The following is a 26,623-nucleotide window of genomic DNA, read 5'->3' on the forward strand; positions in this document are numbered from 1 at the left end:
TGCCTGCTGCTCGCGGCGGTCGTGTGCGTGGTGGTGACGGGCGTGCTGCGGTGGCTGACGCCGAGGCTCCTGGGTCCTTCGTCGGCCGAGCGGCTCGCGCTGATGGCCGAGCGGGAGCAGCGCCTGGCCGAACGCAACAGGCTGGCCCACGAGCTGCACGACTCGATCGGGCACACACTGACCGCGACCACGATCCAGGCGGCGGTCGCGGGCGAGGTGCTCTGTGCCGACCCGGGAGCGGCGCGGGCCGCGCTGCGCAGCATCGAGGAGTCGGCCAGGGCCGCGCTGGAGGACCTGGACTACGTACTGGGCGTACTGCGCGAGGAGAAGGCGGAGACGGCACCGACCCGGACCCTGGCCGACCTGCCCGAGCTGCTCGACCGGTTGCGGCACGCGGGCGCGGTCCTTGATGTGGAGCTGTCTGGCGAGTTGGCGCAGGTGCAGGGGACGCTCTCCCGGGCCGCGTACCGGATTCTGCAGGAAGGGCTGACGAACGCGTTGCGGCACGGGACGGGCGGTCCGATCGGCGTCCGGGCAGCGGTAGCGCCGGACTGCCTTGAGCTCGGTGTGGTCAATGGGGCGCGGGCATGCGTACGGGCGCGGGTGTCTTCCGGACGTCCGGGCACGGCCTGCCCGGCCTCGCCGAGCGCGTGCGGCTGCTGCACGGTGAGATCGAGGTCGGCCCGGACGGGCCGCGGCACTGGCGGTTGGCGGTCCGGCTGCCGGTACGGGGCTCGGCATGACCGGCTCCGACGCGAGCTCAGCCGTCACGACTGGCGCCGCCGCCAGCCCTACCAGTGCCCCCGTCACACTCTTGATCGCGGACGACGACGAGGTGACCCGCAGCGGTCTGCGCACCCTGCTCGCGGCGCAGCCGGGGATCACGGTGGTCGGGGAGGCCGCCGACGGCGTCGAGGCGGTCGAGCAGGCGCGGCGGCTGCGCCCTGACGTGGTCCTGATGGATGTACGGATGCCGCGTCGCAACGGCATCGAGGCCACCCGGCAACTCCTCGCCGAGCCGGCCGAACCGCCGAAGGTCGTGGTGATCACCACCTTCGAGAACGACGACTACGTCACCGCTGCGCTCAGCGCGGGGGCCAGCGGGTTCGTGCTCAAGCGGCTTCCGGTCCGGCAGATCGCCGAGGCGGTACGCGTGGTGGCGACGGGCGAGGCGATCCTCTTCCCGGCGGCCCTGCGCCGGATGGTCGCCGCCCGCCCGCTGGGCTCCGCCGAGGCGTTGCCGAAGGCGGCGCTGACGGAGCGGGAGGAGGAGGTGCTGCGGCTGATGGCCACCGGCCTGTCCAACCCGGAGATCGCGCAGTCGCTCATGGTGAGCCTGGAAACGGTGAAGACGCACGTCGGGAACGTGCTGACCAAGCTCGGTGCGCAGAACCGGACCCACGCGGTGGTGATCGCGTACGAATCAGGTCTGGTGGTGCCGGGGTTCACCGGCTGACGCGCAACACGGCCGGCCCGCGCGATCGCCACCGACTCAGGTACCGCTCGGTCTGAGCAGCGTCTCCAGAATGGTGGACCGATCGCGCGCCGACTACCAACAGCACCGCTGCTCACCGAGCCCGGATTTCGGCATACCCGTAGGAAAGGCTGCTCAAGAAGTCGCGATCCATACAAGTGTGGAGCGCACCCGGACTTCGTGCGCTCCACACCGTCTCAGCTCACCGCCTGCTTCACGAGGGCGCCGATCCGCACCTCCACCTCGGCAGTCACCTCGGTCAGAGCGAAACCGGCCGCCCACATCGTGCCCTCGTCCAGCTTCGCCTGGTCGCTGAAACCGAGCGTCGCGTAGCGCGCCTTGAACTTCTCCGCGCTCTGGAAGAAGCAGACGACCTTGCCGTCCAGCGCGTAGGCGGGCATCCCGTACCAGAGCTTCGGCGCGAGGACCGGAGCGCTGGCCGTGATGACGGCGTGGACGCGCTCGGCCATGATCCGGTCCGAGTCCTGCATCTCGGCGATCTTCGCGAGCACGTCGCGCTCCGCCTCCGCCGCCTTGTCCGCGCGCGAGCTGCGGCGCGCGGCCGTCTTCAGCTCCTGGGCGTGGTCCTTCATCGCGGCCCGCTCCTCGGCCGTGAACCCCTCGTGCGTGGTCTTTTCGGTGCTGCTCATGGCAGACCTCCCCGTTGAGGATCGTGACGATCTGGATCTCGAGAGGGACCTTATCCCGGTGCACTGACACCACACCCTCCCAACAGCCAGCAGGCGCCCTTCCTTCATCATGGCTGCTCATCGGAGGCGCACCCCGGGGAACTTGTTCTCGGGGAGCCGCCGGTAGTCCACGGCGACCACGACGGCACCGAGATCGCGGCAGAGACGGCGGGCGACGTGGTCGTGGGTGTCGAGGTCTCCCACGATCCATCCGCCGCCGTGGAAGAAGACGACGGTCGCGGCAGGCCCGTTGCCGTCAGGCCGGTAGACCCGTACCGGTACGGGACCGGCGGGGCCCGGGACCGTGGCGTCCCCCACGGATCCGACGTCGATCGGCGTCCTCGGCGCCACCATGGCATTCGACTTGCGTTCCGCTTCTCGCAGTTCCGCAGGATCGACCGTGGGGATGGGCCTCCTCGGGGGCCTCCTCGGGACCCCGGAGACCTGCTGGAGGAGCGCGGCGATGGACGGGTCCAGGGGCACGGCGAAAAGCTTCCGTGTCGAAAGGAAGGACTTCGCCATCAAGGCGACACGCCCCGGCAGGGCCGCCGCAGGAGGCGCGCCCTGAGCGGCTCCGCCGGATCGCCAAGGCCCTGCTCGGCGGGCCGGCGGGCAGGCGGGCCGGCCCGGCCGGTTCAGGGGCGGCGCGTCAGCGCCTCGGGAGCCCCGGCCGACTGTGCTCCTTCCGACTCGAGCGTCAGCCGGTCCGGCGCCGCCATCCTCAGCACGTAGAGGTTGCCCCGGGGGCAGTCGAAGGAGGCCGCTCGGTCGGTCGGGTGGCTGGTCACCGCCGCGAAGACCGCGGTGTCCCGGCTGACCTGCCTCAGTTCGAGGGCCTCCGTGCATCCCAGGTTCCGCCCGGTGGAGATCTCCTTGAGGTCGCTGACCTGCCGGCCGATGACGTCGCCCACGGCCCCGGCATTGAGGGTGACCGTGACGGCGAACTCCTCCGCCCTCGCCCGGGAGATGCCGTCCGCTCCCGGCGTCCCGGGCCCGACGCCGGACCACGTACCGACCCACGCCGCCGGCAGCGACGGCGCGGAGGACGGCTGCGCGGACGAAGACGGCGGCGTGGTCGAGGCGGAGGGGGCCGCGGCCCTGCCGCCGTCGCCGTCGCCGTCCCCGATGAGCCGGATCGCGAGCGTGACGACCACAGCGAGGGCGGCGGCCCCGGCGACGGCCGCGCCCAGCACCCGGGGCCGACGGGACGCCCACCCACTGCGGCGCTCCGAGGAGGCGGGGGCAGGCAGCGGGGTGCCGGGAGCCGCGAACGCGGGCGCCGCCGTCGGCACCGGCACCGGCGCCGTCACCGGCATCGTGGGAACGGGCAGGGCCGTCGTCCCCCGGGGCGCGGAGCCGGGCGGCTGCGGTACGGCGAGGAGCCGCCGCAGTTCGGCCTCCCGGCGGCCGGCCTCCGCCACCAGGGCCGGTGGCACCGCCTTCGCCCAGTCCTCCTCCTCGGCGGCGCCCAGCCGCGCCCGCACCTCCTCGGCGGTCGGACGCCGGTCCGGGTCCTTGGCCAGGCACTCCCTCACCAACGGAAGGAGCGAGTCCGGCACGCCGTCGAGAAGGGGCTCGTCGTGAACGATCCGGTACAGGAGGGCGGGCAGGGAAAGCTCCTCACCGCCTGCCAGGAAGGGGCTGCGTCCGGTGGCCGCGTAGACGAGTACCGCGGCAAGCGAAAACACGTCGGCCGGCGCCGATGCCACGGTGCCCGTCGCCTGTTCCGGTGCCAGGTAGCCCGGCGTGCCGACCACCGTGCCGGTCCGCGTGTGGCGGGGGTCGCGCACGGCGCGGGCGATGCCGAAGTCGATGAGGAAGGGCCGTTCCGGGCCGAGCAGCACGTTCGCCGGCTTGATGTCACGGTGAACCACCCCCGCCGCTCGTACGATGACGAGCGCGGCCGACAGCTCCCGGGCCAGGCACCACAGAGCCGGTTCCGCCAGCGGCCCGTACTGGCGCACCCAGTCGCCCAGGTAGGGAGCGGCGATGTACTCCGTCGCCAGCCACTGCGGCGACGCCCCCGGCTGGCTGAAGTCCACCACCGAGACCGTCCATGCACAGCGCACACGGTCGTTGGTGCGTATCTCCCTGTCGAACCGTTCGGCGAAGTCCGGCTCCAGGCTCAGGTCCCGGTGCACGGTCTTCAGCGCCAGCGGCCGCCCGGACGCCGTCCGGGCCAGGAACACCTCGCCCATTCCTCCCGCGCCGAGCCGCGCCAGCAGGCGGTAACCCCCGATCTCCGGCGGGTCACCGGGCCGCAAAGACTCCACCGACTCCCCCTGTTCCGATGACCGTTGCCAGGTCCGCAGTGTACGGACCATCCGGTGGGCCACCTTAGAGCGCCCGTTCTATCGTGTCTCGTGTGACCACCCTGAACCCGATCCCGATCCCGAGCACGAGCACGAGCCCGAGCCCCCAGGCGCTCCTCGCCGCCATACCCGACCTCGCCCCGTACGCGCGCGAGGCCACCCTGCTCCGCCCGAAGGCGGGCCGGCCCACGCCCTACGACAGCCACGTCGGCGGTCCGCCACTGTGGCCGGCCGAGGAGCCCTGGCCCGTATGCGAGGGGCCGCACCTGGTCGAGGTACGGGAGAAGCTCTCCGACGAGGACCGGGAGACCTTGCAGCGGATCGACCGCGCCATGCGGGACCGGCGGGCGGGCAGACCGAACGCCGCGTACGAGGTCACCCACGAGGAAGCCGAAACGCAGTCCCGCATCATGGACGGCGCTGGCGCGCTCGACATGAACTCGTGGGAGCTGATCCGCCGGGTCCCGAGGCCTGCCGTACCCGGCGTACCGCTGGTTGCGGTCCTGCAGCTCCGCGCCCAGGACGTGCCGACGCTCGACTGGCCCGAGGGCACGGACGTGCTGCAGGTTCTGTGGTGCCCGCAGGAGCACTCCGACCTGCCGGGACAGTCGTACTACTGGGGGCCCTCCGTCGAACTGCGCCACCGCTCGGCGGCATCGGTGACCACCCTCCTGGAACCCCCGGCGCCGGTCGACCCGGTGACCTCCTACCTGCCCCGGCCCTGCGTCCTCGATCCGCTGGAGGTGACCGACCTTCCGGACGGGGACGAGCTCTCGGAGGAGCTCCTCGCGCGGGCCGATGCCTGGGCGGAAGCCCGCGACGCCGAGTACCACCGCGGCCTTTCCTGCCAGGAGGGATGGAAGGCGGGCGGCTGGCCGAGCTGGCACCTGACGGACCTGGAGCCGCTCGACTGCCCGGCCTGCGGTGCGCGGACCCGACTGTTCCTCACGATGGACAGCGGCGACGACCCGGACCTCAGCGTCGGCCGGTTCGGTGAGCTGCGCGTCTTCACCTGCCCCGTGGACGCCGCACACCCCTTCCGCCTCAACCTTCAGTAGGACGGGCCGGCAGCCGGCGCCGGGAGCCGAGGGCGGTCGGGCCGGGTCGGTTGCCCTCCGGCAGCCCGTGTGATCATGACCGTCGGACATCCGCACCTCATGGGGGGACCATGCGCACCCGCACCACCACCGCCACGACCGGCCTCGTCGCCGCGCTCGCGGCCCTGCTCGTCCTGGCCGGATGCACGGCGTCGGGCGAGAGCCGGCCCAAGGCGGTGAATTCCGCGGCGTCCACGCCCCCGGCCCCGCAGAGCGGCGGGTCCGGGTTCGAGGGGCCCCGGCCTCAGGATCAGAACCTGCTGGCGTGGACCGGCGACCCCAATGACGCCGGACACGTCACCGCCCAGTCGGCCGCCGGGGTCGGCGGGCGCATCACCCTCGTACGGATCGTCCTGCGCGAGGAGATCACCTGGTCGAACATCTGGCTGGGCCTGGCCGGCATCGACCCGAACGCCCAGCTCGCCAACTGCCACCTCGGCGTGTACGACGCCACCGGCGCCCGGGTCGCGGCCACCCCGGACATCTCGCCCCAGCTGATGACCGACGCGATCGCCAAGCCGCTGGCCCTCGACAAGCCGTTCACCGCCGCCCCCGGCACCTACTTCATCGCCCTCCTGCTCAACGGCAATTGGGCCACCAACGCCCTCACCTTGAAGTCCACGGGCGCCGGCATCTCGGTCAACGCCGGTCTGACGCCGCCGAATCTCCGGTACAGCACCGTCCTGACCGGTCAGACCTCGCTGCCGGCCGCCCTGAACCTCGCCGAGCAGTCCACGAGCACCATCAACACCGGCTGGGCCAGCCAGTGGTACGCGATCTCCTGATCCCCGCGTGGTGGCGCCCGGCGCCGCCCTACGGGTGGTAGAGCGCCTCGGCGCGGGCGGAGTCCACGGGCCCGCCCTCGGACAGGTCCAGGAAGTAGTCCAGCTGCCACGCCTGCGCAGTGCCGGCCTGGCGGTTGGTGGTGGTCACCCAGGGCGGGTAGACGCGGAAGGCCCGCTTCCCGCCGGAACCGTTCTCTGCGACGACACCGTGCCGGCGCAGCGCGTGCAGAGGGAACACGAACTGGCCGAAGTGGTGATCGTCGCGGCTGCTGATGACGAAGAGGTCGACCGGGTCAGCGGCATCGAAGGGCTGGATGGGCCCGCCCGGCGACCTCTTCCACACGGTGACGAACTGGCCGACCTTGGTCGGGGTCGTCCTGGCCGCGCGGAACCGGACGGCGAGGCCGTCCAGGGTGAATGCGTGAGCGGCGTACTCGGCGCTCTCGGCCTCGGGGACCGGCTGCGAGCAGGTGAACCCACAGGGGTCGTAGACAAGTGCCTTCGCCGCAAGGAGATCACTGTGGACGTGGGCGGTGTCCGACCACGGTGTGAGCGCGGTGGGATGGGCAGCGGATGAGCGCGCGCGGTTCGTCGTCATGCGTTCACCGTGTCACGGGTACGGGCCGGAACCCGCAGGGGCCCGGCCCCTCGTACGCGCGGATCAGTCCCGGACGGACACGATCTTCCGGGTGGCCAGGTCGGCCTGGACGAAGACCTTCGTCGTATCGCTGCCCCAGGTCAGGGTGACGGTGGCGTTGGTCTTGCCCATCCCGCTGCCGGTGGAGGTGACCTTCCACTTGAGCGGCACGTTCTGCGCGCGGAGCACGCCGTCCGCGTGGTTCGTCTCCTCCCACTGCCTCAGCTCCGCCTGGAGCGACGGGGAGAGGTAGAAGGCGCGCAGCCGCTCGGCGGTCTGCCCGTCTCCGTCGTACACCGCGTCGATGTAGGCACCGTAGAAGTCGGCGATCCGGGTGAAGGCGCCCTCGGGGCTGCCCGAGACGGACGGAGCCGGGGCGGGCGGGGCGGGCGAGGCGCCCGGGGCCGGCTTCGACGTGGATCCGTCCGCGGAAGCGCTGGTGACGAAGGCGAGGGTGAATACGGCGGTGGCCGCGAGGGTGAGGGAGGCGGTTCGCTTGGCTGAGAGCTTGGACATCGGCTGAGCCTTTCCCCGTGCTGAGTGGCTGCACCGGACGACGCGGCCCGGTCCCCGCCCGGTTCGCGGAATGCGCGAAATGGCCGAAAAGTCACGCCGTCAGGCGCGCGTACGTCCGGAGTCGGTCCGCCCCGAGATGAGCCCCGGAACCGGCTCCACCGACGAGACCGGCCTCTATGCTGCGGGAATGATCAAGCCGATTGAACTCGTGATATTCGACTGCGACGGAGTGCTGGTCGACAGCGAACGCATCGCGGCACACGTCCAGGTCGCGTTGGGAGCGGAGCTGGGCTGGCCGCTCACCGAGGACGAGGTGATCGACCGGTTCATCGGTCGCTCCAGCGCCTCCATAGGCGAGCAGATCGCGGCCCGGCTCGGCGATGAGACGGCCGACGTCTGGCGGAAGCGGTTCGAACAGCTCCACCGTGAGGCAGTGGACGCCGGGTTGTCCCCCGTCGAGGGACTGCCCGGGGCACTCGACGCGATCACCCTGCCGACCTGCGTCGCGTCCAGCGGCTCGCACGAGAAGATGCGCCACACCCTCGGCCGCACCGGCCTCTACGAACGCTTCGCCGGCCGCATCTACAGCGCCACCGAAGTCACCCGCGGCAAACCGGCCCCGGACCTGTTCCTGCACGCCGCACGGCAGATGGGTGTCGACCCGGCGAGGTGTGTGGTGGTCGAGGACAGCCGGCCCGGCGTCCAAGCCGCCCGCGCCGCCGGCATGCGGGCATTCGGCTACGCGGGCGGCCTGACTCCGGCCGAGCGGCTCGAAGGCTCCGGCACCGTCGTGTTCCACGACATGCGCGACCTGCCCGACCTCATCGCCGAAGGCTGACAGCGGCCGGGCCGGACAATGAGTTGTGGGTGCCGTTTCGGCGGGTGGTGCCGCCGACGGAGGTTGCGGGCTGCGAACACTTCCTCGCCTTCGTCGGCATGGCCGCAGCCCTCACCTGCCACCGCCGCCTTGCCGGACGCTATATCCAGCCCAGAGCCTGACTGACGGCGAAGGGAACCGGGACCAGCACAACCATGCCGAGCCACCGGTGAGGTCGCCCGCCCTCTTGTCGTGGGATGAGGACATCTACGACCAACACCATCCTCCCGCCGCGCTGGTTCATCCGTCTGGCCTGGTCCGTGCACCGGGCCTCGTACCGGGTCTTCCGCGGCCGGATCGGGTTGTGGCGGCCACGCGCCCGCGGGTGGGGCACGCTGCGGCTGACCACCGCCGGGCGCCGCACCGGGCGGCAGCGCAGCGTCATCATCGGGTACGTCAAGGACGTCCGAACCTCGTCTCGCTGGCGATGAACGGGTGGGGCGAGGGCGAGCCCGCCTGGTGGCTCAACCTGCAGACGCATCCGGACGCGACCGTCGATCTGGTCGACGGGCGGCGGCTGGTGCGTGGTCACGCCGCAACGGGGGACGAGCGGTTGCGCCTGTGGGCCCGCTGGCGCGGGATCGACGCGAACCTGGACGCCTACGCGGCGCTGAGGCCGTCCGAGACCGCAGTGGTGGTCCTGGAGCCCAGACCCGGTGCGCCGGACGCCGGCCTCACGTGAGCGGCGCCCGTCCCGGCCGCTACAGCACGTCGTCCTCGTGACGGGCGCCGAGCCAGGCGGCCTCGAACTCGCTTTCGCTGATCTCCATGCCCACGAGGTCGGGGTCGAAGAGGTCCACGACGGGGGAATTGAAGGGCCAGTCGTCCGGTCCGCTCCTCAGGTCGGGCCCGTCCGGTACCAATTCGACCTGGCGCAGTCGGCGGCCGTCGGCCTCGACCTCCATCAGGTAGACCGTCTGGTCCTCGTCATCGTCGTAGTCCCAGCGGCGCCTCAGCCACACGACCTTCCTGTCGGCGAGCGCCCCGAAGCCGTCACGGCCGCGCTGAGCATCTCGCTTGGCGCGGAGGGAATCCAGACCGTCGGGCATGGTCGTCCCGTCGACCCTCGCTTCGTCCAGGTCCCAGCTTTCGGCGCGCTCGGCCGTGTCCGCGTCGTGGATGACCTCGACGTCCGAGAACGTCTCGCGCACTTCCCGAGCCGACCTCGCGTGGACCCACCACCACGAGCCACCCATGCCGTAGTCGTGCAGAACGAGGAAGCGCGACGTGGGCGCAGCGAAATCGGTCACGTCGGCCAACGATAATGTGAACAACATGGACCGAGCACCCATCGACGACACGCACTTCGGCGAGATCACCGTCCGGCAGGACGGCCAGGATCGTCTCGAGGTCGAAGGTGAGGCGATCCCGCACCTGATCCTGGAACGGGACCCGGCGGCGGAAGCGGACCCGCACATCGCCATCGGCACGCGCGACCCCGCCCACCTCACCCTGCGGATCGACGGCCTGCAGGCCGATGTGAAGCCGGCGAAGGGCAAGCTGAGCCGGCATTCGTACCGGGTGGACGTGGAGTACGCCGGGGCGATGTACCGTCTGGTCCCCGACTCCGTCCCCAGCAGCCGCCTGACCCGCGACGGCGCGCACATCGGTGACTTCTCCTGCGACGGTGACGAGACGGTCATCGCCGATTGGAAGGAGGGATCCGAGATCCGGCCGGCGGACGCCTCGATCGGATACGCCCTGGCGTCGGCGTTCGGCACGGGCGGTCAGCCCATGTGGATGATGATCGTCGACGGCGTGAGCAGCGCGCTCCCCTAGAAGCGCCGCTCAAGGGGCCGGCCGCACGCATGCAAGGCGGCGAGCGAGCCATGGGATACTTGATCATGCCTGTAACCAACCCGTGGCTGGCCGGCCCGACCCCCAAGAAGCGCCTCGATCGAGAGCGGTTGGAAGAGCGGATACTCAACCTGCTGTCGTCACAGAACATGTGCGTGCTGGCGACGGCAGGGCCGGAAGGACCGCTGGCGACCCCCGTGCGGTACTTCCACCTCGACTTCGCAGTGATGTTCACCGCGGCCGCGGGCTCGCCGAAGATGAGGAATCTGGCTGCGGACCCCCGGGTGTCCGTGGGGATCTTCGCTCCGCTGGTCGGACAGGCCAGCAGCCGAGGCGCTCAGCTCTTCGGGCGGGCTCGCACGCTGTCCGAAGACGAACCCGACTTCGAGCGCTACTGGCCGGCCTTCCGCTGGCAGTCCGACCACGTCGAGCGTTCACGCTCCCTCGACGAACCGCCGTCCGGGCCCGTTGTCGTCATCGAGGCCGAACGGATCGTCTACACCGAGCACTGGCTGCGGCGCGAGGGCTACGCGCCGCGCCAGACCTGGACCAGGCCGGCCCAGTAGTTCGCCGGACCTCGAACCGCCCGGCGGGCGGCGCGGTTCGAGGTCCGGCGCCGGATCAGACCTGGTCGCCCTCGGTCCACGCACCGAGTTTCTCCGGGTTGCGGACCGCCCAGATACGGCTGATGCGGCCACCGGTGATGTCGAACGCGGCCACGGTCACGGGGACGCCGCTGTGCTGGGCGACCAGGCCGGGCCGGCCGTTGACCGTCCGCTCCAGCAGCGCCAGTCCAGGGGCCTTGTCGGCAATGTGGATCAGGTACTGGGCGATGTTCTTGCTGCCTTCGACCGGGCGCAGCACGGTGCCGACCAGGCCGCCGCCATCGGCGGTCATCGTGGCGTCGGGGTCGAGGAGACCGACGAGGGCCGCGATGTCCTTGGACTCCCAGGCCTCCTTGAAATTCCGCACCAGAGCGGCCTGCCCGGCTGCCGGAACCGCCGGAGTCCCCGCGGCGCGAACGCGCCGACGGCCCGAGGACGCAAGCTCTCGGCATGCCGCAGGTGTCCGGCCGACGATCTCGGCGATTTCGGCGAAGGGATAGCGGAAGACGTCGTGCAGGATGAACACCACGCGTTCGGCCGGCGTCATCGACTCCAGTACGACGAGGAAGGCCATGTTCACCGACTCGTCCAGGGTGATCCGGTCGGCGGGGTCGGCCGGCTCGGCCCTGCCGCCCCCCGCCCGCACGCTGATCCACTCCGAACGGTCGGGCAGCGGCTCGGGTATCCACGTGCCGACGTAACGCTCACGCCGGGCCCGCGCCGAACCGAGCACGTCCAGGCAGACGCGGCTGGCCACCGTCGTCAACCAGGCGCCGGGCGACGCGATGGCCTCCTGCTGTTGCCGCGGCATCGCGTACCAGCGGATGTAGGTCTCCTGGACGGCGTCCTCGGCCTCGGCCAGCGAACCGAGCAGCCGATAGGCGAGATTGATCAGCCGGCGCCGCTCGCCGACGACCGCGCTCAGGTCCGGCTCGGACCGGTCGTGCACTGACTCGGATGGGGTGCTCATGGCCGCGCCTGCTCCCTGGTTCTTTCCGTCCGCTTCCGCGCTCGCCCCGTCGACGAACACGGCACCGGACTGTGAGGCCGACGCCTCGCCTGACATTTCGCGGGCCTGCGTCGTCAGACCTCCGAGAGACTACCGATCACCGCCGCGAGGCAGAACAGAGGACCACATCATGGCCGTCCAGACGACGACAGCACCGGGCAGAGTCACGTTCCTGCAGGTCGCGATCGCCTTGCAGACCCTGTCCCTCGTCTTCCAGGCAGTCACCGCCGGGCTGCTGTTGTTCTCCTCCCACGGCGAGGTGCTGCACGGCGTCGGAGCGCGCGTGATGTACGGCGCGTCGATGCTGTACGTGCTCGCCGCGATCCTGGCGTGGCGGCCGGGCGGCGGTTCGCCCCGCCCGATCCTGCACGCGTCCGGCTTCCTCGCGCTCGCCTCGGTGCAGGTGATCCTCGGCATCGCGCACCAGCGGGGGCTCCATGTCCCCCTGGGTGTCCTCATGTTCAGCCTGAGCGTGATGGCGCTCCGCCAGGTCCTGCCCCGCGGTCAGGCATCGAGGGCACGCTGACCCGTACGTAAATCCCGCCGGTGCCACGCCTGCGCGCAGGTACTCTCCCGGGATGCCACTCGATCAGTACGTCTACTTCGCCCTGTTCAGCGAGCGCATGTCTGCGCGGGAGATGACGGCGCTGCTGGGCATGGAGCCTGATGAGACGACAGTTCGCGGCAGCCGCAGCGCCCAGCCGGCGGTTCCGGTGTGCCACAGCTGGAAGATCGTGTGCCGGGAGCCGGGACTGCGGGTGGATGAGCAGGTCGCCCGCATTCTGGACCGGATCCGGCCCCACACCGATCGCATCGCCGGACTCACGAGGCGGCTCGGCCAGGAGGAGCCCGGGGCGGGCAGCCCGGCCGTGCTGGAGATCGTGCGCTACTTCCGGGAGGCCGGCGAGACCGACGGGGCGATCGAGGCAGACGAGGCGGACGAGGCCGATCGGGCGGAGGCCACCGAGAAGCCCAACCTCTACGGCTGGCACCTGGACCGGGACGTGCTGGACTTCCTCGCCGCCACCGGGGCGGTCCTGGACGTCGACGAGTATGACCTCACAGGATGAGCACCGGCACGGGTGGCGGTCGAGGGACATCGGCGAAGATCGCTCCATGGATCACGTGATCGACCTCGACCGGGCCGCAGCCCAGGTCACCTCGCGCCTCCCCGCCTGGACGGCGTCCGGCCTCAGCCCCGGCCCGATCACCTGGCGGGACGAGGCCGCGCCGTGGCCTCAGCAGATGGAGACCGACCGGGCCCTCGTCGCCGCCCCCGACTCGATCGGTGTGCGCATCCTGGGCGCCGACCGCTGGAGCGAGCTGGACTGCGTCCTGTACCGCGGGGCTGGGCAGACCTCGATGCGCTGACCGACGACGAGGTCGCCACCGAATGCCCCCGGATCACCACCCCCGAGGAATTCGGCGACTTCCTGGACTCCGCCGTCACGCGCTTCCTGCACACCGCTGCGGTGCGAGTCGGTGAGCGCGAGGCCGGGGCGATGTCGGCCGCGGCCACATAACTTGGCTCGTTTGTAAGGGTCTTGTGACGATGGGTCGGCGCGGCCACGGCGGCCGACCGGCTCCGGAGCGGTGCCAACGGGGACATACCGGCCGGATGACCGGTCGGGTCACCCCGCGGCGCTCATGTCGTGGTACGGAGGGTACGGGGTGGGGGGCCGGGCCACCCCCAGCACACTCGTAGGATGAGCCTTTGATCATTGCATTCGCGATTCTACGGGGGCTCGGGTGAGCATTTCCTCCTTCGATACGGAGTGGGCGGGGCTCAAACAGGAGACGGCAGCCGGTACGCAGATGCGGCTGGCGAGCGCGGCGGCCGACGGTGGCGGTGGCGGCGGCGGCGGCGGCGGCGGCGGCGGCGAGGACCTGAAGTCCGACATGGCCGTCTGGAAGCGGGGGGCCGACGACGTCGGTCTCCTGGTGTCGGGGATCAAGAAGGCCCTGACCGAGTTCGAGGCCGGCCAGAAGGGCGCCGTGATCTCCGGGGTGGAAAGTGCGGCGGCCCAGCAGGAGCTGTACCAGTCCTGGAAGGGCTATCTGGACGGGCTGACCGGCAAGTGCGGTGCGCTCCAGGGCCCCATGGTGAGCGCGGGCAAGGGCCAGGTGAGCAATGACGAGGCCCTTCGCGGCGACTTCGCCAAGATGAACGAGCAGTACAAGGACACTCCCGCCACCGGCGGCAACAACGGGGGCCGGTGAGGGCGGGTATGGATTACGCGACGCTGAAGGCGCTCAAGCCGACCGAGTTCACGGAGGCCGCCGACGGCTACCAGTCGGTGAGCGCCATGGCCGACCACGCCTACGGAAGCGCCGAGGGCCAGATCACGGCCCGGCTGCGGGACGGGCTGAGCGGTGATGCGGTGACCGCCGCGCTGGAGCAGCTGCGGGCGCTGGCGAAGAACTTCCACTACACGCAGGTCGAGTGCGGGCTGGCCGCCACCTCCCTGAACGCGCTCGCGGCGTCTTTGACGGACGCCCGGCGGAAGCTGGACGCGGCGGTGGCGGACGCGGAGGCCGCGAAGTTCTCCGTGGGGGCCGACGGTTCGGTGTCCTATCCGCCCGGCGGGACGGAGAAGGACGGCAAGCTGCCCGAGGGCGGTACGGTCACCGGCAGCGCGAAGGGCAAGCCCTCGGGCGGGGTGATCGACCCCACGCGTGACGCCAACGACCTGTCCTCCGCCCTGGAGCGGCAGGCCGCGAACATCCACCCCAACCCGAACTTCGGCAAGGCGGTGGAGATAGCCAACCGCATAGCCCAGGCGGTGGCCGAGGCCACCGAGGCGGACACCCTGTGGGCGCCGAAGCTCCGCAAGCTCAAGGCGGACGACGACCTCGTCGTCTCCGACTCGGACTGGGTCGACGCGCAGAGCGACACCGCCGACGTCCGCAGCGGCGCGAAGGACTACCTCGACCACATCAAGGCTCCGCCCAAGGACGGCGACCCGAAGGCCAACGCCGACTGGTGGAAGGGCCTGTCGGCGGACGAGCAGGCGGCGTACCTCTCGCTGAACGCGGCGGAGGTGGGCGCCCTGGACGGACTGCCCAGCGTGGTCCGCGACGAAGCCAACCGCACCGTACTGGCGGAGAAGCACGGCGAGTTCCAGCTCAAGCTGAACGGCATTCCCCCGCAGCCGCAGAAGTACGTCCCCTCCGGGCGGGACTACCCGGCGGTGGTCCTCAACCCGGCCTGGTCGGAGTGGGACAAGAAGTACGCCAAGGACAAGGAGTTCCTGGAGAAGAACCTCAAGGGGATGAACGCGATCCAGAGCCGGTTCGACGCGACGGGCACGGAGGGTCTGCCGGAGGCCTACCTGCTCGGCTTCGACACCAAGGGCGGCGGGCGGGCCATCGTCGCCAACGGCAACCCCGACACCGCGGACCACACGGCGGTCTTCGTGCCGGGTACGTACACCAACATCACGAAGTCCGAGGACTACATCCACCACATGAGCGAGCTGTGGAAGGAGACCCACGCCCAGGTCCCCGGCCAGGACGTGTCCACGATCACCTGGATCGGGTACGAGGCCCCGCAGAGCATCGTTCCGGAGGCGATGAAGAAGCACTACGCCGAGGACGCGGCGCCCGACCTGAACCGTTTCATGGCGGGCCTGGAGAACCTCCAGGGCGGTGACGACGCCAGTCACACCACGATCATCGGCCACAGCTACGGCAGCACGGTCCTCGGCGCCGCCTCCAACGCGGGCGACCTGCGCGCCGACGACATCGTCGCGGTCGGCAGCCCCGGCATGCTGGTCGGCCACGCCAAGGAGCTGGACGCGGGCGAGGGCCACGTGTGGTCCCAGGCGGCCTCCTTCGCCGACGACCAGGTACCCGCCGGCGGCAAGATGGCCGGGCTCGGCGGCGGAAACAAGTGGTGGAAGGAAATGCTGCCTTTCGGAAGCGTATGGGGGCAGAACGTGCCCTCCGACGAGGATTTCGGAGCCAATATCATGGCGAACGATGCCGAGAGCCACACCGACTACTGGAGAGATCACTCATTGAGCATCGAAAATCAGGCGGCTGTGGTCGCGGGCCGATACGACAAGGTCCAGCGTGACTGACACGAAGAAGGCGGTCCGCGATCGCGGAATCGCCAGAATGATGCGAGCCACGGCTCTCGCCGTCGTGCTTGCCGGATCGCTGTCCATGCTGTCTGTGGGGTGTACGAACGTGAAGGAACTCGATTACACGCCGGTGAGGATGGATCCCGACCCGGCCCGCAAGAAGACGAAACTGGCCTCCAGCGGCCTGTTGGAGATGACCGGGGTCAAGGGCAAGGTGACCGAGCCAGGCCCGAGCGTTTCACGGTGCCGCGAGTACGGGGACGACCTGTTCTCCCTGTCGCACCCGTGGTCGGTGTACGAGATCTCCGACGAGCAGGTCGAGCAGGGCATGCAGAATCTACGCAAGGCGCTCAACCAGAACGGCTGGAAGATCACCAAGGACGGCAAGGCCAACAGCCAGGCGCAGGATCCCGAGATCTATGCCGAGAACAAGGGCGAGCAGTTCGCCGTACACGTCACGGGTGTGAAGAAGTCGGCGACCGGGGGCTCGATGATCCTCTTCAAGGTCGTCTCCGCCTGCTACCGTGCGGAATCGTCCTCCGCCCTCGACGGCGAGTACTGAGCAGCCGATACCCGGGCGTCGTACGCGGAACCGTTCTCGTGGTGTCGACGGGAACGGCTCCGCGCCACGCGTGCCGCCTGCGCGGGCCTGCCCGGCTGCTACGTACGGAGGGCCCGCGGGCGGTGCGCGGTACGCAGCGCCTCCAGCCGCTGCTCGGTCAGGTGCAGGTGGCGGGGGTCCAAGGACGGCAGGACGCGCAGGAAGCGGATCAGCTCCGGCCCCGACTCGAGCGCCGCCGCCTGGTCCTTGAGCTGGGTCCAGCAGTGGAGGGCGCCGGCCGCCGCGGCGTGTACCTCGGGATCGCCCGGGCCCTGGCGGGCCAGGCGGGCCTGGCCGGCGGCGATCCACAGCCGGGTGGCGAGGCGGAAGTCGCCCGCCATCCGTGCGAGGTCGGCGCGGATCTCCGCCCACTGGGTCGCCTCCGGGGAGTTGAACCCGTAGGTCTGCAGGACGTGCTGTTCCCATGCCTGGGCGAGGGTGGCCGCCTCGTGGTGGCGGCCGCCGGTGGCCAGGGCGTGGATGTGCGGCCGCGGGTCCTGGGCGGAGGCGGCGGGGGTGGCGGCCGGAGCCGGGGGGACCGCCGGTTGGGGCGGATGCGGCCTGGGCTGTTCCTGTTGCCGGCCCTGACCCTGTCCATGTCCCTGCTGCGGCTGTGAGGCGGGCCGCCTGCCGAGCTCGTGGCTGCTCGGCAGGATGAGGGTGCCCGGCGGCAGCGCCGCCGTTCCCACCGCCAGGGCGTGCAGGTGGACGTTGGCCGGCCTGGTGGGACTGTGGCGCAGCTGGTCGATCCAGTGCCGGGTGTAGCTGCTCACCGCCGAGCCCTCAGTGGCGAAGGCAGGCGGGCACACCACTCCGTACACCTCCGCCCAGGGCGAGGCGGGCAGGTGGCCGTACTCCTGGAGCAGCGGCCAGGCCTCCTTGTCTGCGGCGAGGTCGAGCAGCACCGTGGTCAGACCCGCGGGACGGCCGCGCAGTTCGGTGGCCAGCCACTGCCAGGGCAGTGAGGTGTAGCGGACCGTGCCCGGCGTGGTGCCGACCAGGGCCAGGTGGAGCTGGCGGCCACGGCGGTCGACGGTGAGCCGGCCCGAGAGGTAGAGCAGCAGCGGGCCCGGCGTCGCGGCGGCCGTGCGCAACCGCGTCAGGACGGTGTTCGGGTTGCGGGCCCCGTCGAGGCACACGGTGTCGCTGGGGACTTGGCTGTCGAGCAGCACCGCAGCCGGCACCATCGCGAGGGCAGCGAGATTGGCGCTGGGCGCGAGCTGTACGGTACGTCGGCGCACGGCGGCGTCCCCGGCTATCAGGAGTACATGCCCCCGTTGCTGCTCCGCTGCATTGATGTGCATGAGCAGACCGTACTCAACCCGCGGCGCCGCCATGAACGGTGCGCGGAGACGGGATTTGGCCGGGCGGTCGAGGTGGGGACGATGCGGCGGACGGTTCACCGGCCGTCTGGTCTACTCTCGGTCGGGTGATCGAGTATGTGAATCAACTCGGCGGCGGCGTGCCGCGGATCGGACCGCCCCCGGAGGGTGCGGCCGTGACCGTGTGGTCGATGGACACCCTGCAGGACGTCGTCGGCGGTCACCGTGTCGCCGAGGCGGCGGCGGTGCTGGACGCCGACGAACGCTCGCGGGCCGAGCGACTCGTGCGGCACGGCGCCCGACAGCGCTATCTCGCCTCGCACGTGGGGCTGCGGGTGCTCCTGGGCGGCTACCTGGGGATGGCCCCGCGGGACGTACGTCTGGTCCGGGAGGACTGCCCGTGCTGTGGCGGCCCGCACGGCCGTCCCGCCGTGGCCGGGGGCGCCGTCCACTTCTCCCTCTCGCACAGCGGCGACATGGCCTACTTCGCGTTCGCCGCGGTCCCGGTCGGTGTGGACGTCGAGGAGACCCCGAGCGCGGCGGCGGTGGCCGACGTGCTGCCCACCCTGCACCCGGCGGAGACCTCCGAGCTGACCGCCCTGGCGCCTGCCGAGCGCCGGGCCGCGCTCGCCCGCGTCTGGTCCCGCAAGGAGGCCTGCCTCAAGGCCATCGGCAGGGGCCTGGCCCTCGGCCTCGCGGACCCGTACGTCGGCTCCGGCCCCACCCCGGCGACGGTCGCGGACTGGACCCTGACGGACCTGCCGGCCCCCGCGGGCTACGCGGCGGCCCTCGCGGTCGCCGCCCACGCCTGGAGAACCGGGGCGCCGGCGTCATGAACTTCGAGCAGGTGTTCACCTACGCGTGGAAGGGACCCGCGGAGGAGCGGGCGTGCGTCCTCTCGGTCGCCTGCGAACCCGCCGAGGCGGGCCGGCCCGCGCGGTGGCTGCTGCTGGCCGCCCTGCCCGACTTCAGCGAGCTCCTCGCCTTCGACGACGCCGCGCACGCCCGGGAGTTCGCCCGTGCGGTGCTCGACCTGCCGCTCACGGCTGAGCCCTACGAGCGGGAGCTCCACCTCAGCGAGACCAGCACGCGCACGCTGCTCTCGGGCCCGGCGACCGAGGAGCGCTTCGCCGGCCTGTCGGTCGGCCGCGACCCCGCCGACGAGCTGCGCGCCTACTTCGCCTACCAGTCGTACTACGCCTTCCCCGGCAAGCCGGAGTACGCGGCGCTCGGACTCGAAGTCATCTGCGACGACGTGGACGTACCCCGGGCGCACGCGGAGGCGAAGGCGTTGGTGGCGGCGCTCGACGCGTCAGGCGCGACCGCATCACCGTAGAGCCGGGGCCGTCCCCGGTCAGCGCGGCCGCCGGCCGCTCATGGCGGGGGAGGCGGGCCAGGACGTCCAACGGGCGGGGGTGAAGGTGTCGGCCTCCTGGCGGATCTCCAACACGCCGGGGCCGGCAAAGTGGGCGGGGACGACCAGTTCCCGGTCGGCCGCGGCCCGTTCGAGGATGCGGCGGCGGGTGGTCGCCGCCTGTTCCGCGTCCAGACAGAAGCAGCTGTTGCAGGAGGGCGCGAGGATCTGCACCGGGCTGTGCAGGAGGTCGCCGACGAAGACCGCCCGCTCGCCGCCGGAGGCGACGCGCAGCACGGCTGAGCCGGGGGTGTGGCCGGGTGCCGACTCCAGGGTGAGGTGTTCGTCGATGTGGTGGACGCCGTCCCACAGCACTGCCTGCCCGGTCCGGTGGACGGGCGCGACGCTGTCCTCGTACATCAGGCGGTCGTCCGGTTTCAGGCCGCCGCCGTGGGAGTTGCGGGGGCCGAAGTGGAAGTCGTCGGCTGCCGGGATCAGGTAGCGGGCGTTGGGGAAGGTCGGGATCCACTCTCCCCCGGCGTCGTGGGTGTTCCAGCCGACGTGATCGGCGTGCAGGTGGGTGTTGACGACGATGTCGACGTCCTGTGGGCGGATCCCCGCCCCTGCCAGGCGGTCGAGGAAGTCCCCCTGCCAGTGGTGGAACAGCGGCGAGTTGGGCCGTTCGCGCCCGTTGCCCACCCCGGTGTCGACCAGGACGGTCTGTCCGGCGCTGCGCAGGACCCAGGTCTGCAGGGCCATGACCGCGCTGTCGTCGTCCGGCTGCCAGTGGTCGGGCGCCAGCCATTCTTCGTTGTCCTTCCACACCTGGGGCGTGGAGTCGGGCAGGAGGCCGCGGGCCGGAGCGAAGGGCCCCTGCCACTCGACGACCCGGGTGATCTCGACGTCCCCCAGCATGAGGGTCTGCTTGCTCTCGCTCGTCATGCCGTCGACTCTAGGAAGAGCCGGTGAGCCGCTCAATGCCCGTATGGCTCATGCGGATACGTGGACGTCTCATCCTTGACGCCGGGGATACCGTGACCTGATGGACGTGGTGAGTGACGCGATCTCGGCCGTGCGCATCGGGCGGCCCTCCTCGGAGCGGGTACGGGTGAGCGGGAGTTGGTGCACGCGGCTCGACCCGTACGACGGCGCCGGCTTCCACGTCGTACTGGAGGGCAGCTGCTGGCTGCTGCCCGACGGAGGCTCCCCGCTCTCGCTGGGTCCGGGTGACGCGGTGCTGCTGCCGTACGGCTCGGGCCACGTGCTCGCCGATCGCCCGGCCGATGCGGGGACGGTGGAGCGGGCGGTGCCGTTCGGACAGTGGGGCGGGATGCGCGGGCCGCTCGCGGCGGGCGGGGCGCGGGAGGGTTCCGGGGTGGTGGAGATGCTGTGCGGCAAGTACCGCCTCGACCGCAGTCGGGTACACCCGCTGATGGCGGAGCTGCCGCAGGTCGTCCACCTGCCGAACCGGGTGGGTGCGCGTCCCGAACTCCGTGCCGCCATCGACCTGCTGGGCTGCGAGCTGGCCGAGATGCGGCCCGGATCCGGCATCGCGGTCCCCGGCCTGCTCGACCTGCTCCTCGTCTACATGATTCGTTCCTGGGTGGCCGAGGGCAGGACCGGGGTGTGGTCGGCCGCACTGGGTGACCCGGTGGCGGCCGCGGCCCTGCGGGCGCTGCACGCGGACCCGGCCGCGCCCTGGACCAATGAGCGCCTCGCCGAGCAGGCGGGGGTCTCCCGCCCCACCCTCGCCCGGCGTTTCACCTCCCTGGTCGGCCGGCCCCCGATGGCCTACCTGACCTGGTGGCGCCTGAGCCTGGCCGCGGCGCTGCTGCGCGACGGCGACCTGCCCCTGGCCGCCATCGCCCGCCAGGTCGGCTACGGCACCCCGTACGCCCTCTCGCACGCCTTCAGCCGCGAGTTCGGCACGACCCCGGGCCGCTACCGGGCACAGGCCGGGCCCTCCACGTCCCCAGGCGTCGTACATGACACCGCACCAAGGCAGGGAAGATGACCACGCAGGCACACCACGTCGACCACGAACTCCTCGAGGCCGCCGCCCACCTGGCGCGCACCCGCTGCCGCGGCGACGACCACACCATGGCAGCCGCGGCGCGCGCCCGGGACGGCCGGGTCTTCGCTGACCCCGCCGTCCTCGGGGGGGCGCGGTCAGTCCGCGGCGTGCACGCTCTCGCCGTCGCTCGGCTGCACGGTCGCCGGGGCGCGGCGGCCGGGGCGGCTGCGGGAGACGGCGACGCCGGCCAGGCAGATCGCGCCGCCCAGCAGGGTCAGCCAGCCGGGGATCTCGTCCAGCACGATCCAGGCGATGAGCACCACGGCGGCGGGCACGGCGTACGTGGTAGCGCCCAGCTTTCCGGCGGTGGTCCTGGCGAGGGCGTACGTCCAGGTGGTGAAGGCCAGGGCGGTCGGGAACAGGCCCAGGTAGATCATGTTGAGCGTGGCCGCCGTCGGCGCATCGGGCAGTTGGGACAGCAGCTGCCCGGCGAAGGGGAGGGTGAGCGCCGTGCCGACGAAGCAGCCGTACGTGGTCACCTGGATCGGGCTCGCGTACTTCAGCGCGGGCTTCTGCGAGACGACCCCGGCCGCGTAGGCGAGAGCGGCCAGCAGGCAGAGCAGGACACCGGTCAGGGAGGCGGAGCCGCCCTTGGAGGTGGACAGGCCCACCACGGCCGCGCCCGCGAAGGAGACGCCCATGCCCGCCAGCAGCTTCGGCGGGAACCCCTCCCCCAGCAGCCATCCTCCGAGCAGGGCGATCACGATCGGGCCGATGTTCACGATCATGGCCGCGGTACCGGCGTCCACACCCTGCTCGCCCCAGTTCAGCGCCACCATGTAGAGGCCGAACCACAGCACTCCGGAGGCCAGGATCCCGGGCCAGGCCTGGCGCGGCGGCAACGGGACCCGCTTGACGATCAGCACGACCGCCAGGGCGAGCGAGGCCGTCAGGAGCCGTCCCAGAGCCAGCGCCCCCGGATCGTAGTGGGCGGCCGCCGAACGGATGGAGACGAAGGCGGAGGCCCACAGTGCGACGGTGACGGCCGCCGCTGCCAGGGCACGCTGATCGGTTCTGTGGCCATCGGCCGTGTGATCCATAAGCGCCAACGTACCTACGCCACCGGGCGCTTGCCCAGGGGATTTCCCCAGAGTGCGGAGGCCGCCGCCGCTCAGGCAGTGGCGAGCTGCGCCCGCAGGGCGGCCGCGTAGGCCTTCGGGTGGGTGGTGTTGCCGTTGTGCCCGCCCGGAAACGTGGCTATGGGGGCCTGGAGCAGGTCCGCCAGGCCTCTCGCGCACTGGTGGTCGAAGACGGCCGGTGAGGTGGTCGCGCCCAGGGCCGGGACGATCCGGGTCGTGGCGCCGGTGAGTTCGGCCGGATCGAGGCTGTCGTGGATGATCGCCGAGAAGTCGTGCTCGATGAAGTAGCCGAAGTTGGCGCGGCGCCGCTCGTCCAGGGGTTGCGGGGTGAGGCCGGGCTCCGCGTCCCGCCGGGCGGGGTCGATGCCCAGGACGCGCGCTATCTCCGGGAGGGCGACGGCCAGCCCACGCGTGCGGTAGGTGTCCTGGAGGGCGGCGAGTTCCGCCTCGTGGCGGCCACGGGCGGGCTGGGGCAGCAGCCGCGGGGCGACCGGCTCGTGGGCGATCAGGGTGGCGAGCTGCTCCGGGTGACGGGCGGCCAGGTGCAGGCCTATCACCGCGCCCAGGCTGCAGCCGAGCATCAGGGCGGGCTCGTCGGTGACGGCGGCCAGCAGATGGTGCACGTCCTCGGCGTGCTCGGCGAGGGTGGCCGTCCGCCCGGGCTGCTCGGGCCGGCTGCGGGAGAGGCCGCGGCGGTCGTAGGTCAGGACGGTGTAGTGGTCGGTGAGGTGCGGAACGAGGTCGACGGTACGGTCCGCGTCCCCCTCGCCGCTCTGCGCGATGAGCAACAGAGGTCCATCGCCCTGGAGTTGGTGGTGCAAGGTGGCGCCCGGAACCCGGAGGGCGGCAGCAGTGATCGCGGCGGCGGACATGGCGACTCCTTCGTACGGTCGGCGCGGCCCCTTCGTCCGCTGCTCTGCGATCAGGCTAACTCATCGAAACAGATACATCAAGACCGATGTATCTCCGTTGATGTACCTTGGCCGGGTGGATGGCATCGAACTGTTCCTGCTGGGCCGGGCCCTGATGAAACTCGGCGAGGAAGCCCTGCCCGAACCCCCGGGCGGCGCCGGCCGGTATGCCGGCAGCACCCGCTCCGTGGTGATCGTGGCCGGGGACATCGCCGCGCACCCGGACACCACCGTGGGAGAGACCGCCGTGCGCACCGGCCTGCCGCAGAGTCAGGTCTCCGGCGCCGTCGCCCGCCTGCGCGAGGCCGGGTCCGTGGAGACGGCGCCGGACCCCGCCGACCGCCGCCGCACGCTGGTGCGGCAGGCCCCGGGGACCTCGGCGCGCGTGGCATCCGTACGGGCCGCCGGAGCGTCCAAGGTCGAGGAGACCCTGGCCAGGGCGCTGGGCGAGGCGGATGCCGAGCGACTGCCCGAGGTGACCGAGGCCCTCCAGGTCCTGGTCCGCCACCTCGTCCGCGACGCGCACTGACCGCAGCCGCACCGCCGCAGGCGGCCGCGGACGGCAGCAGACCACAGCCCACTGCCACCGGCCACGGCCAGCTCAGGGGATCCGCCAGGCTCAGGTCCGCTCCTGGTACTCCTCGCCCAGCAGCAGCCGCTTCTGCGGCTTTCCCATGGCGTTGCGCGGCACGGCGGCCACGAAACGGACCTCGCGCGGGCGCTTGTGCGCCGACAGGTGCGCCGCGACGAAATCGGTGAGTTCCGCGCCGGTGACCCCTTCGGCGACGACGAAGGCGACGATCCGCTGGCCCAGATCCGTGTCCGGGACGCCGACCACGGCCGCCTCGCTCACCTTGGGGTGGTCCAGCAGCGCGTTCTCGACCTCGCCCGCACCGATCCGGTACCCGCCGGACTTGATCATGTCGATGGACGCACGGCCCACGATCCGGTGCACGCCGTCCGCCTCGTCGACGGCCGCGATGTCGCCCGTACGGAACCAGCCGTCCTCGGTGTACGCGGCGGCGGTCGCCTCGGGCCGGCCCAGGTAGCCGGAGAACAGTGTGGGCCCCGTGAGCTGGAGTTCCCCGATGTCGGCGCCCGGCTCGGCGGCGATGCGCGTACGGATGCCCGTGAGCGGGGTGCCGACCGTGCCCGGGCGGACCTCGCCGCCCGCCCGGCCGCTGACGGTGATCAGGCTCTCGGTCATCCCGTACCGCTCGACGATGCGGTGCCCGGTGAGGTGTTCGAGGTCGCGGAAGACGGGCGACGGCAGGGCCGCGCTGCCCGACACCAGCAGCCGGGCCCCGGACAGCGCCGCTGCGGCCTGTGGCGCTCGGGCGATGCGGGACCACACCGTGGGCACCCCGAAGTACAGGCTGCCGCCGGCCTCCGCGTAGGCCTGGGGGGTCGGGCGCCCGGTGTGCACGAGGCGGCTGCCGGTGCGCAGGGCGCCGAGGACGCCGAGGACGAGCCCGTGCACGTGGAACAGCGGCAGACCGTGCACCAGCGTGTCCTCGGCGCTCCACTGCCAGGCCTCGGCGAGCGCGTCCAGGTCTGCGGCGATCGCGGCCGAGCTGAGGACCACGCCCTTGGGCGGGCCCGTGGTCCCGGAGGTGTAGAGGATCAGCGCCGGATCGCCCGGAGCGCCCGGAGCGGCCGTGCGGGTCGGCCAGGTGGCCGAGCGCCGGGCGAAGTCCACCTCGATGAGGCGGGCCCCGGAGTCGCGCAGGATGTGCTCGCGCTCGGCGGGCCCGGCGTCCGGCGGCAGCGGTACGCAGGGCACCCCGGCCAGCAGGCCGCCCACCACCGCGGCCACCGTCTCCAGGGAGGCCGTGGCCGTCACGGCGAAGGCGGGGAAGGGGGCCCCTGCGAGGTCGGCGGCCACCGCACCGGCCGCCCCGAGCAGCTCCTCGTAGGAGGTGGTGCGGCCGGCGACGGTGAGCGCGTCCGCGCGGTCCCCGTAGGCACCGGTGAGGGCGGTCAGCATGGCGGCGACTCCGTTCGGCGGCGGTACGGATGGCTACGGATGGATACGGATGGATACGGATGGATACGGATGGTGCAGACGGACACGGCCAGACTACGGGGGCACCCCGGGCCGGTCCCCACTTATGATCGGCAGGACTTGACCGTTCGATGACCAATTCTCGACCCGGGGGGCTCCACTTGGAAACGGCACGGTTCGCGTCATTGATCGCCGCGACGATCACCATGGGTTTGATGAGCGGCCTCTTCTACGGATTCTCGGTGTCCGTCATGCCGGGCCTTCGGCGCAGCGGCGACCGGACCATGATCGAGACGATGCAGCGCATCAATGTGGCCATCCTCAACGGCTGGTTCATGCTCGGCTACCTCGGGGCGCTGCTGTTCACAGCGGTGGCGGTGGTACTTCACGCCACCGGGCCCGGCGAGCGCGGGGCGCTGGCGCCGCTGATCGGCGCGCTCCTCGCCTACCTCGCGGCGATGGGCATCACGGCCCGGGTGAACATCCCGCTGAACAACGCCCTGGAGGCGGCGGGACCGATCGAGCAGATCACCGATCCGGCCGCCGTGCGCGGCGCCTTCGAGGCACCCTGGGTCCGCGCCAACCTGTGGCGGGCGGTGCTGTGCACGGCCGCCCTCGCCCTGCTCGCCTGGGCGCTGGTCATGCACGGTCAGGGCAGCTGACCACCACGAGACCACCACGAGCTCACCGGTGGCCGCGCCGCGCGGGCTCGGATCCAGGCCTCGGGGCCTGGACCCGGGGCCTGGACCCGGGCCCGCCGCGGCATTCGGCCTCAACACCCCTCAACAGCCGGGGCGTTGATTCTTGTATGTGCAAGCAGATATCTTGCGCTGCGTGGACGGACCCTTACAGACCTCGCATCCGGCCCCTGCAGCCGCCAACGACGCCGAGGACGACCGCTGGTGCACGGCGGTGCGGCTGATGGGCCGGATGGAGCGCCGGCTCGACGAGGTGCTGCAGCGGCGCCACGGCCTGCCGCTGTCGGAGTACCGGGCCATGTGCGCGCTCAGCCGGCCCGAGAACGACGGCGCGCTGCGCATGGGCGAACTGGCCGAGCGCCTCGGGATGAAGGACAGCTCGGTGACCCGGCTGATCGCCCGGCTCGAGGCCCAGGGGCTGGCCGAGCGGACTCCGGGCGGCGCCGACGGCCGGGCGGTGACCGCCGTCATCACCCAGGCCGGGCGTGACCGCTACGCGGCAGCCACCTCCACCTACCGGGCAGCGCTCGGTGCCGAACTCGACGCCGCTCGGGCCAACATCCATCTCGCCGATCTCGCCGACTGGGTCCGCGACGCCGCGCACCCCGAGGATGCGGCGACCGCGGCGGATGAGCCCGCCCCGGCCCCCGATGCGCGCGAGTGATCCCCATCCGCTGCCCGCACCGAAGGAGTTCA

33 protein-coding genes and 2 pseudogenes are annotated in these 26,623 nt (G+C 71.7%); 23 read left to right on the plus strand and 12 right to left on the minus strand.

From position 1 onward, the window contains the following. Window positions 1-102 precede the first annotated feature (102 nt). The 3 genes and pseudogenes from ACZ45T_RS28645 to ACZ45T_RS28655 form a co-directional block, all read left to right on the plus strand. A pseudogene (locus ACZ45T_RS28645) lies at window positions 103-267 on the plus strand (histidine kinase); the annotation flags it as partial. Between the two features lie 320 nt (window positions 268-587). Then, entirely contained in the window at window positions 588-743 is a 156-nt protein-coding gene (locus tag ACZ45T_RS28650) for a hypothetical protein (protein ID WP_468446389.1), read from the plus strand. Further along, on the plus strand, window positions 740-1,456 hold the full coding sequence (locus tag ACZ45T_RS28655; RefSeq protein WP_468446246.1) for a response regulator transcription factor: 717 nt from the start codon (window positions 740-742) through the stop codon (window positions 1,454-1,456). Before ACZ45T_RS28650 ends, ACZ45T_RS28655 begins: the two co-directional genes overlap by 4 nt. A gap of 215 nt (window positions 1,457-1,671) precedes the next feature. Here ACZ45T_RS28655 and ACZ45T_RS28660 read toward each other — a convergent pair whose 3' ends face one another. The 3 genes from ACZ45T_RS28660 to ACZ45T_RS28670 form a co-directional block, all read right to left on the minus strand. Continuing rightward, entirely contained in the window at window positions 1,672-2,124 is a 453-nt protein-coding gene (locus tag ACZ45T_RS28660; RefSeq protein WP_468446248.1) for an iron chaperone, read from the minus strand. Between the two features lie 117 nt (window positions 2,125-2,241). Continuing rightward, window positions 2,242-2,646 (minus strand): alpha/beta hydrolase fold domain-containing protein, encoded by a 405-nt coding sequence (locus tag ACZ45T_RS28665; RefSeq protein WP_468446250.1) that lies wholly within the window; start codon window positions 2,644-2,646, stop codon window positions 2,242-2,244. Between the two features lie 152 nt (window positions 2,647-2,798). Further along, window positions 2,799-4,436 (minus strand): serine/threonine-protein kinase, encoded by a 1,638-nt coding sequence (locus ACZ45T_RS28670; protein ID WP_468446252.1) that lies wholly within the window; start codon window positions 4,434-4,436, stop codon window positions 2,799-2,801. A gap of 92 nt (window positions 4,437-4,528) precedes the next feature. On the opposite strand from ACZ45T_RS28670, the gene ACZ45T_RS28675 reads away from it, so the two are divergent. Both ACZ45T_RS28675 and ACZ45T_RS28680 read left to right on the plus strand, forming a co-directional pair. Then, entirely contained in the window at window positions 4,529-5,533 is a 1,005-nt protein-coding gene (locus ACZ45T_RS28675) for a YwqG family protein (RefSeq protein ID WP_468446254.1), read from the plus strand. 110 nt (window positions 5,534-5,643) lie between these two features. Next, window positions 5,644-6,357: a hypothetical protein gene (locus tag ACZ45T_RS28680; protein ID WP_468446256.1), complete on the plus strand. Its 714-nt coding sequence runs from the start codon at window positions 5,644-5,646 to the stop codon at window positions 6,355-6,357. A 28-nt stretch (window positions 6,358-6,385) separates the two neighbouring features. Here the strand turns inward: ACZ45T_RS28680 and ACZ45T_RS28685 are convergent, their stop codons facing one another. Both ACZ45T_RS28685 and ACZ45T_RS28690 read right to left on the minus strand, forming a co-directional pair. Next, window positions 6,386-6,955, minus strand: coding sequence for a MepB family protein (locus ACZ45T_RS28685; protein ID WP_468446258.1), 570 nt, complete (start codon window positions 6,953-6,955; stop codon window positions 6,386-6,388). A gap of 63 nt (window positions 6,956-7,018) precedes the next feature. Then, the gene (locus tag ACZ45T_RS28690; protein WP_468446260.1) at window positions 7,019-7,510 is read right to left on the minus strand and encodes a hypothetical protein; all 492 of its coding nucleotides are present in this window, start codon (window positions 7,508-7,510) and stop codon (window positions 7,019-7,021) included. A 187-nt stretch (window positions 7,511-7,697) separates the two neighbouring features. On the opposite strand from ACZ45T_RS28690, the gene ACZ45T_RS28695 reads away from it, so the two are divergent. The 3 genes from ACZ45T_RS28695 to ACZ45T_RS28705 all read left to right on the plus strand — a co-directional run bounded on the left by ACZ45T_RS28695 (window position 7,698) and on the right by ACZ45T_RS28705 (window position 9,069). After that, window positions 7,698-8,348 (plus strand): HAD family hydrolase, encoded by a 651-nt coding sequence (locus tag ACZ45T_RS28695; protein WP_468446262.1) that lies wholly within the window; start codon window positions 7,698-7,700, stop codon window positions 8,346-8,348. Window positions 8,349-8,584: 236 nt separating this feature from the next. Next, entirely contained in the window at window positions 8,585-8,818 is a 234-nt protein-coding gene (locus tag ACZ45T_RS28700) for a hypothetical protein (protein ID WP_468446264.1), read from the plus strand. Then, entirely contained in the window at window positions 8,815-9,069 is a 255-nt protein-coding gene (locus ACZ45T_RS28705; protein ID WP_468446266.1) for a nitroreductase/quinone reductase family protein, read from the plus strand. Before ACZ45T_RS28700 ends, ACZ45T_RS28705 begins: the two co-directional genes overlap by 4 nt. Before the next feature lie 19 nt (window positions 9,070-9,088). On the opposite strand, the gene ACZ45T_RS28710 is transcribed toward ACZ45T_RS28705, so the two are convergent. Then, entirely contained in the window at window positions 9,089-9,637 is a 549-nt protein-coding gene (locus ACZ45T_RS28710; RefSeq protein WP_468446268.1) for a hypothetical protein, read from the minus strand. A gap of 25 nt (window positions 9,638-9,662) precedes the next feature. On the opposite strand from ACZ45T_RS28710, the gene ACZ45T_RS28715 reads away from it, so the two are divergent. After that, window positions 9,663-10,166 carry a hypothetical protein gene (locus ACZ45T_RS28715; protein WP_468446270.1) on the plus strand — a complete coding sequence of 168 codons (504 nt, stop codon included), beginning with the start codon at window positions 9,663-9,665 and terminating at the stop codon, window positions 10,164-10,166. 65 nt (window positions 10,167-10,231) lie between these two features. Beyond that, window positions 10,232-10,750: a pyridoxamine 5'-phosphate oxidase family protein gene (locus ACZ45T_RS28720; protein ID WP_468446272.1), complete on the plus strand. Its 519-nt coding sequence runs from the start codon at window positions 10,232-10,234 to the stop codon at window positions 10,748-10,750. A 55-nt stretch (window positions 10,751-10,805) separates the two neighbouring features. On the opposite strand, the gene sigJ is transcribed toward ACZ45T_RS28720, so the two are convergent. Then, window positions 10,806-11,759, minus strand: a complete 954-nt coding sequence (sigJ, locus tag ACZ45T_RS28725) for an RNA polymerase sigma factor SigJ (protein ID WP_468446274.1) — start codon at window positions 11,757-11,759, stop codon at window positions 10,806-10,808. 169 nt (window positions 11,760-11,928) lie between these two features. On the opposite strand from sigJ, the gene ACZ45T_RS28730 reads away from it, so the two are divergent. The 6 genes from ACZ45T_RS28730 (at window position 11,929) to ACZ45T_RS28755 (ending at window position 16,445) form a co-directional block, all read left to right on the plus strand. Then, a complete protein-coding gene (locus ACZ45T_RS28730; RefSeq protein ID WP_468446276.1) occupies window positions 11,929-12,324 on the plus strand; it encodes a hypothetical protein in 396 nt (131 codons plus the stop codon). Between the two features lie 52 nt (window positions 12,325-12,376). Beyond that, the gene (locus tag ACZ45T_RS28735; RefSeq protein ID WP_468446278.1) at window positions 12,377-12,868 is read left to right on the plus strand and encodes a DUF4279 domain-containing protein; all 492 of its coding nucleotides are present in this window, start codon (window positions 12,377-12,379) and stop codon (window positions 12,866-12,868) included. Between the two features lie 46 nt (window positions 12,869-12,914). Next, a complete protein-coding gene (locus ACZ45T_RS28740) occupies window positions 12,915-13,169 on the plus strand; it encodes a hypothetical protein (protein ID WP_468446280.1) in 255 nt (84 codons plus the stop codon). Between the two features lie 378 nt (window positions 13,170-13,547). Continuing rightward, window positions 13,548-14,018 (plus strand): hypothetical protein, encoded by a 471-nt coding sequence (locus tag ACZ45T_RS28745; protein WP_468446282.1) that lies wholly within the window; start codon window positions 13,548-13,550, stop codon window positions 14,016-14,018. Between the two features lie 8 nt (window positions 14,019-14,026). Further along, entirely contained in the window at window positions 14,027-15,880 is a 1,854-nt protein-coding gene (locus ACZ45T_RS28750; RefSeq protein ID WP_468446284.1) for an alpha/beta hydrolase, read from the plus strand. A 109-nt stretch (window positions 15,881-15,989) separates the two neighbouring features. Continuing rightward, window positions 15,990-16,445 carry a hypothetical protein gene (locus tag ACZ45T_RS28755; protein WP_468446286.1) on the plus strand — a complete coding sequence of 152 codons (456 nt, stop codon included), beginning with the start codon at window positions 15,990-15,992 and terminating at the stop codon, window positions 16,443-16,445. A 98-nt stretch (window positions 16,446-16,543) separates the two neighbouring features. Here the strand turns inward: ACZ45T_RS28755 and ACZ45T_RS28760 are convergent, their stop codons facing one another. Further along, entirely contained in the window at window positions 16,544-17,788 is a 1,245-nt protein-coding gene (locus tag ACZ45T_RS28760) for a hypothetical protein (RefSeq protein ID WP_468446288.1), read from the minus strand. A gap of 125 nt (window positions 17,789-17,913) precedes the next feature. Here ACZ45T_RS28760 and ACZ45T_RS28765 point away from each other — a divergent pair, with 125 nt between their 5' ends. Together ACZ45T_RS28765 and ACZ45T_RS28770 are read left to right on the plus strand one after the other, a co-directional pair. Further along, the gene (locus ACZ45T_RS28765) at window positions 17,914-18,642 is read left to right on the plus strand and encodes a 4'-phosphopantetheinyl transferase family protein (protein ID WP_468446290.1); all 729 of its coding nucleotides are present in this window, start codon (window positions 17,914-17,916) and stop codon (window positions 18,640-18,642) included. Next, window positions 18,639-19,142 (plus strand): hypothetical protein, encoded by a 504-nt coding sequence (locus ACZ45T_RS28770; RefSeq protein WP_468446292.1) that lies wholly within the window; start codon window positions 18,639-18,641, stop codon window positions 19,140-19,142. The genes ACZ45T_RS28765 and ACZ45T_RS28770 overlap by 4 nt, the downstream gene beginning before the upstream one ends. Window positions 19,143-19,160: 18 nt before the next feature. Here ACZ45T_RS28770 and ACZ45T_RS28775 read toward each other — a convergent pair whose 3' ends face one another. Beyond that, window positions 19,161-20,102, minus strand: a complete 942-nt coding sequence (locus ACZ45T_RS28775; protein ID WP_468446294.1) for an MBL fold metallo-hydrolase — start codon at window positions 20,100-20,102, stop codon at window positions 19,161-19,163. A 100-nt stretch (window positions 20,103-20,202) separates the two neighbouring features. On the opposite strand from ACZ45T_RS28775, the gene ACZ45T_RS28780 reads away from it, so the two are divergent. Both ACZ45T_RS28780 and ACZ45T_RS28785 read left to right on the plus strand, forming a co-directional pair. Next, window positions 20,203-21,174: an AraC family transcriptional regulator gene (locus ACZ45T_RS28780; protein WP_468446296.1), complete on the plus strand. Its 972-nt coding sequence runs from the start codon at window positions 20,203-20,205 to the stop codon at window positions 21,172-21,174. Next, window positions 21,171-21,296 (plus strand): annotated as a pseudogene (locus ACZ45T_RS28785) (cytidine deaminase); the annotation flags it as partial. The gene ACZ45T_RS28780 and the pseudogene ACZ45T_RS28785, both read left to right, overlap by 4 nt. 33 nt (window positions 21,297-21,329) lie before the next feature. Here the strand turns inward: ACZ45T_RS28785 and ACZ45T_RS28790 are convergent. Both ACZ45T_RS28790 and ACZ45T_RS28795 read right to left on the minus strand, forming a co-directional pair. After that, a complete protein-coding gene (locus ACZ45T_RS28790; RefSeq protein ID WP_468446298.1) occupies window positions 21,330-22,274 on the minus strand; it encodes a DMT family transporter in 945 nt (314 codons plus the stop codon). A 71-nt stretch (window positions 22,275-22,345) separates the two neighbouring features. Then, window positions 22,346-23,185: an alpha/beta fold hydrolase gene (locus tag ACZ45T_RS28795; RefSeq protein ID WP_468446300.1), complete on the minus strand. Its 840-nt coding sequence runs from the start codon at window positions 23,183-23,185 to the stop codon at window positions 22,346-22,348. 154 nt (window positions 23,186-23,339) lie between these two features. Here ACZ45T_RS28795 and ACZ45T_RS28800 point away from each other — a divergent pair, with 154 nt between their 5' ends. Beyond that, entirely contained in the window at window positions 23,340-23,753 is a 414-nt protein-coding gene (locus tag ACZ45T_RS28800; protein WP_468446383.1) for a MarR family transcriptional regulator, read from the plus strand. A 90-nt stretch (window positions 23,754-23,843) separates the two neighbouring features. On the opposite strand, the gene ACZ45T_RS28805 is transcribed toward ACZ45T_RS28800, so the two are convergent. Further along, window positions 23,844-25,211, minus strand: a complete 1,368-nt coding sequence (locus ACZ45T_RS28805; protein ID WP_468446302.1) for an AMP-binding protein — start codon at window positions 25,209-25,211, stop codon at window positions 23,844-23,846. A 233-nt stretch (window positions 25,212-25,444) separates the two neighbouring features. On the opposite strand from ACZ45T_RS28805, the gene ACZ45T_RS28810 reads away from it, so the two are divergent. Together ACZ45T_RS28810 and ACZ45T_RS28815 are read left to right on the plus strand one after the other, a co-directional pair. Continuing rightward, window positions 25,445-25,891: an anthrone oxygenase family protein gene (locus ACZ45T_RS28810; RefSeq protein ID WP_468446304.1), complete on the plus strand. Its 447-nt coding sequence runs from the start codon at window positions 25,445-25,447 to the stop codon at window positions 25,889-25,891. 172 nt (window positions 25,892-26,063) lie between these two features. Beyond that, window positions 26,064-26,591: a MarR family winged helix-turn-helix transcriptional regulator gene (locus ACZ45T_RS28815; protein WP_468446306.1), complete on the plus strand. Its 528-nt coding sequence runs from the start codon at window positions 26,064-26,066 to the stop codon at window positions 26,589-26,591. Window positions 26,592-26,623 lie beyond the last annotated feature (32 nt).

The sequence above is a fragment of the Streptomyces sp. NPDC030995 genome, assembly GCF_055571215.1.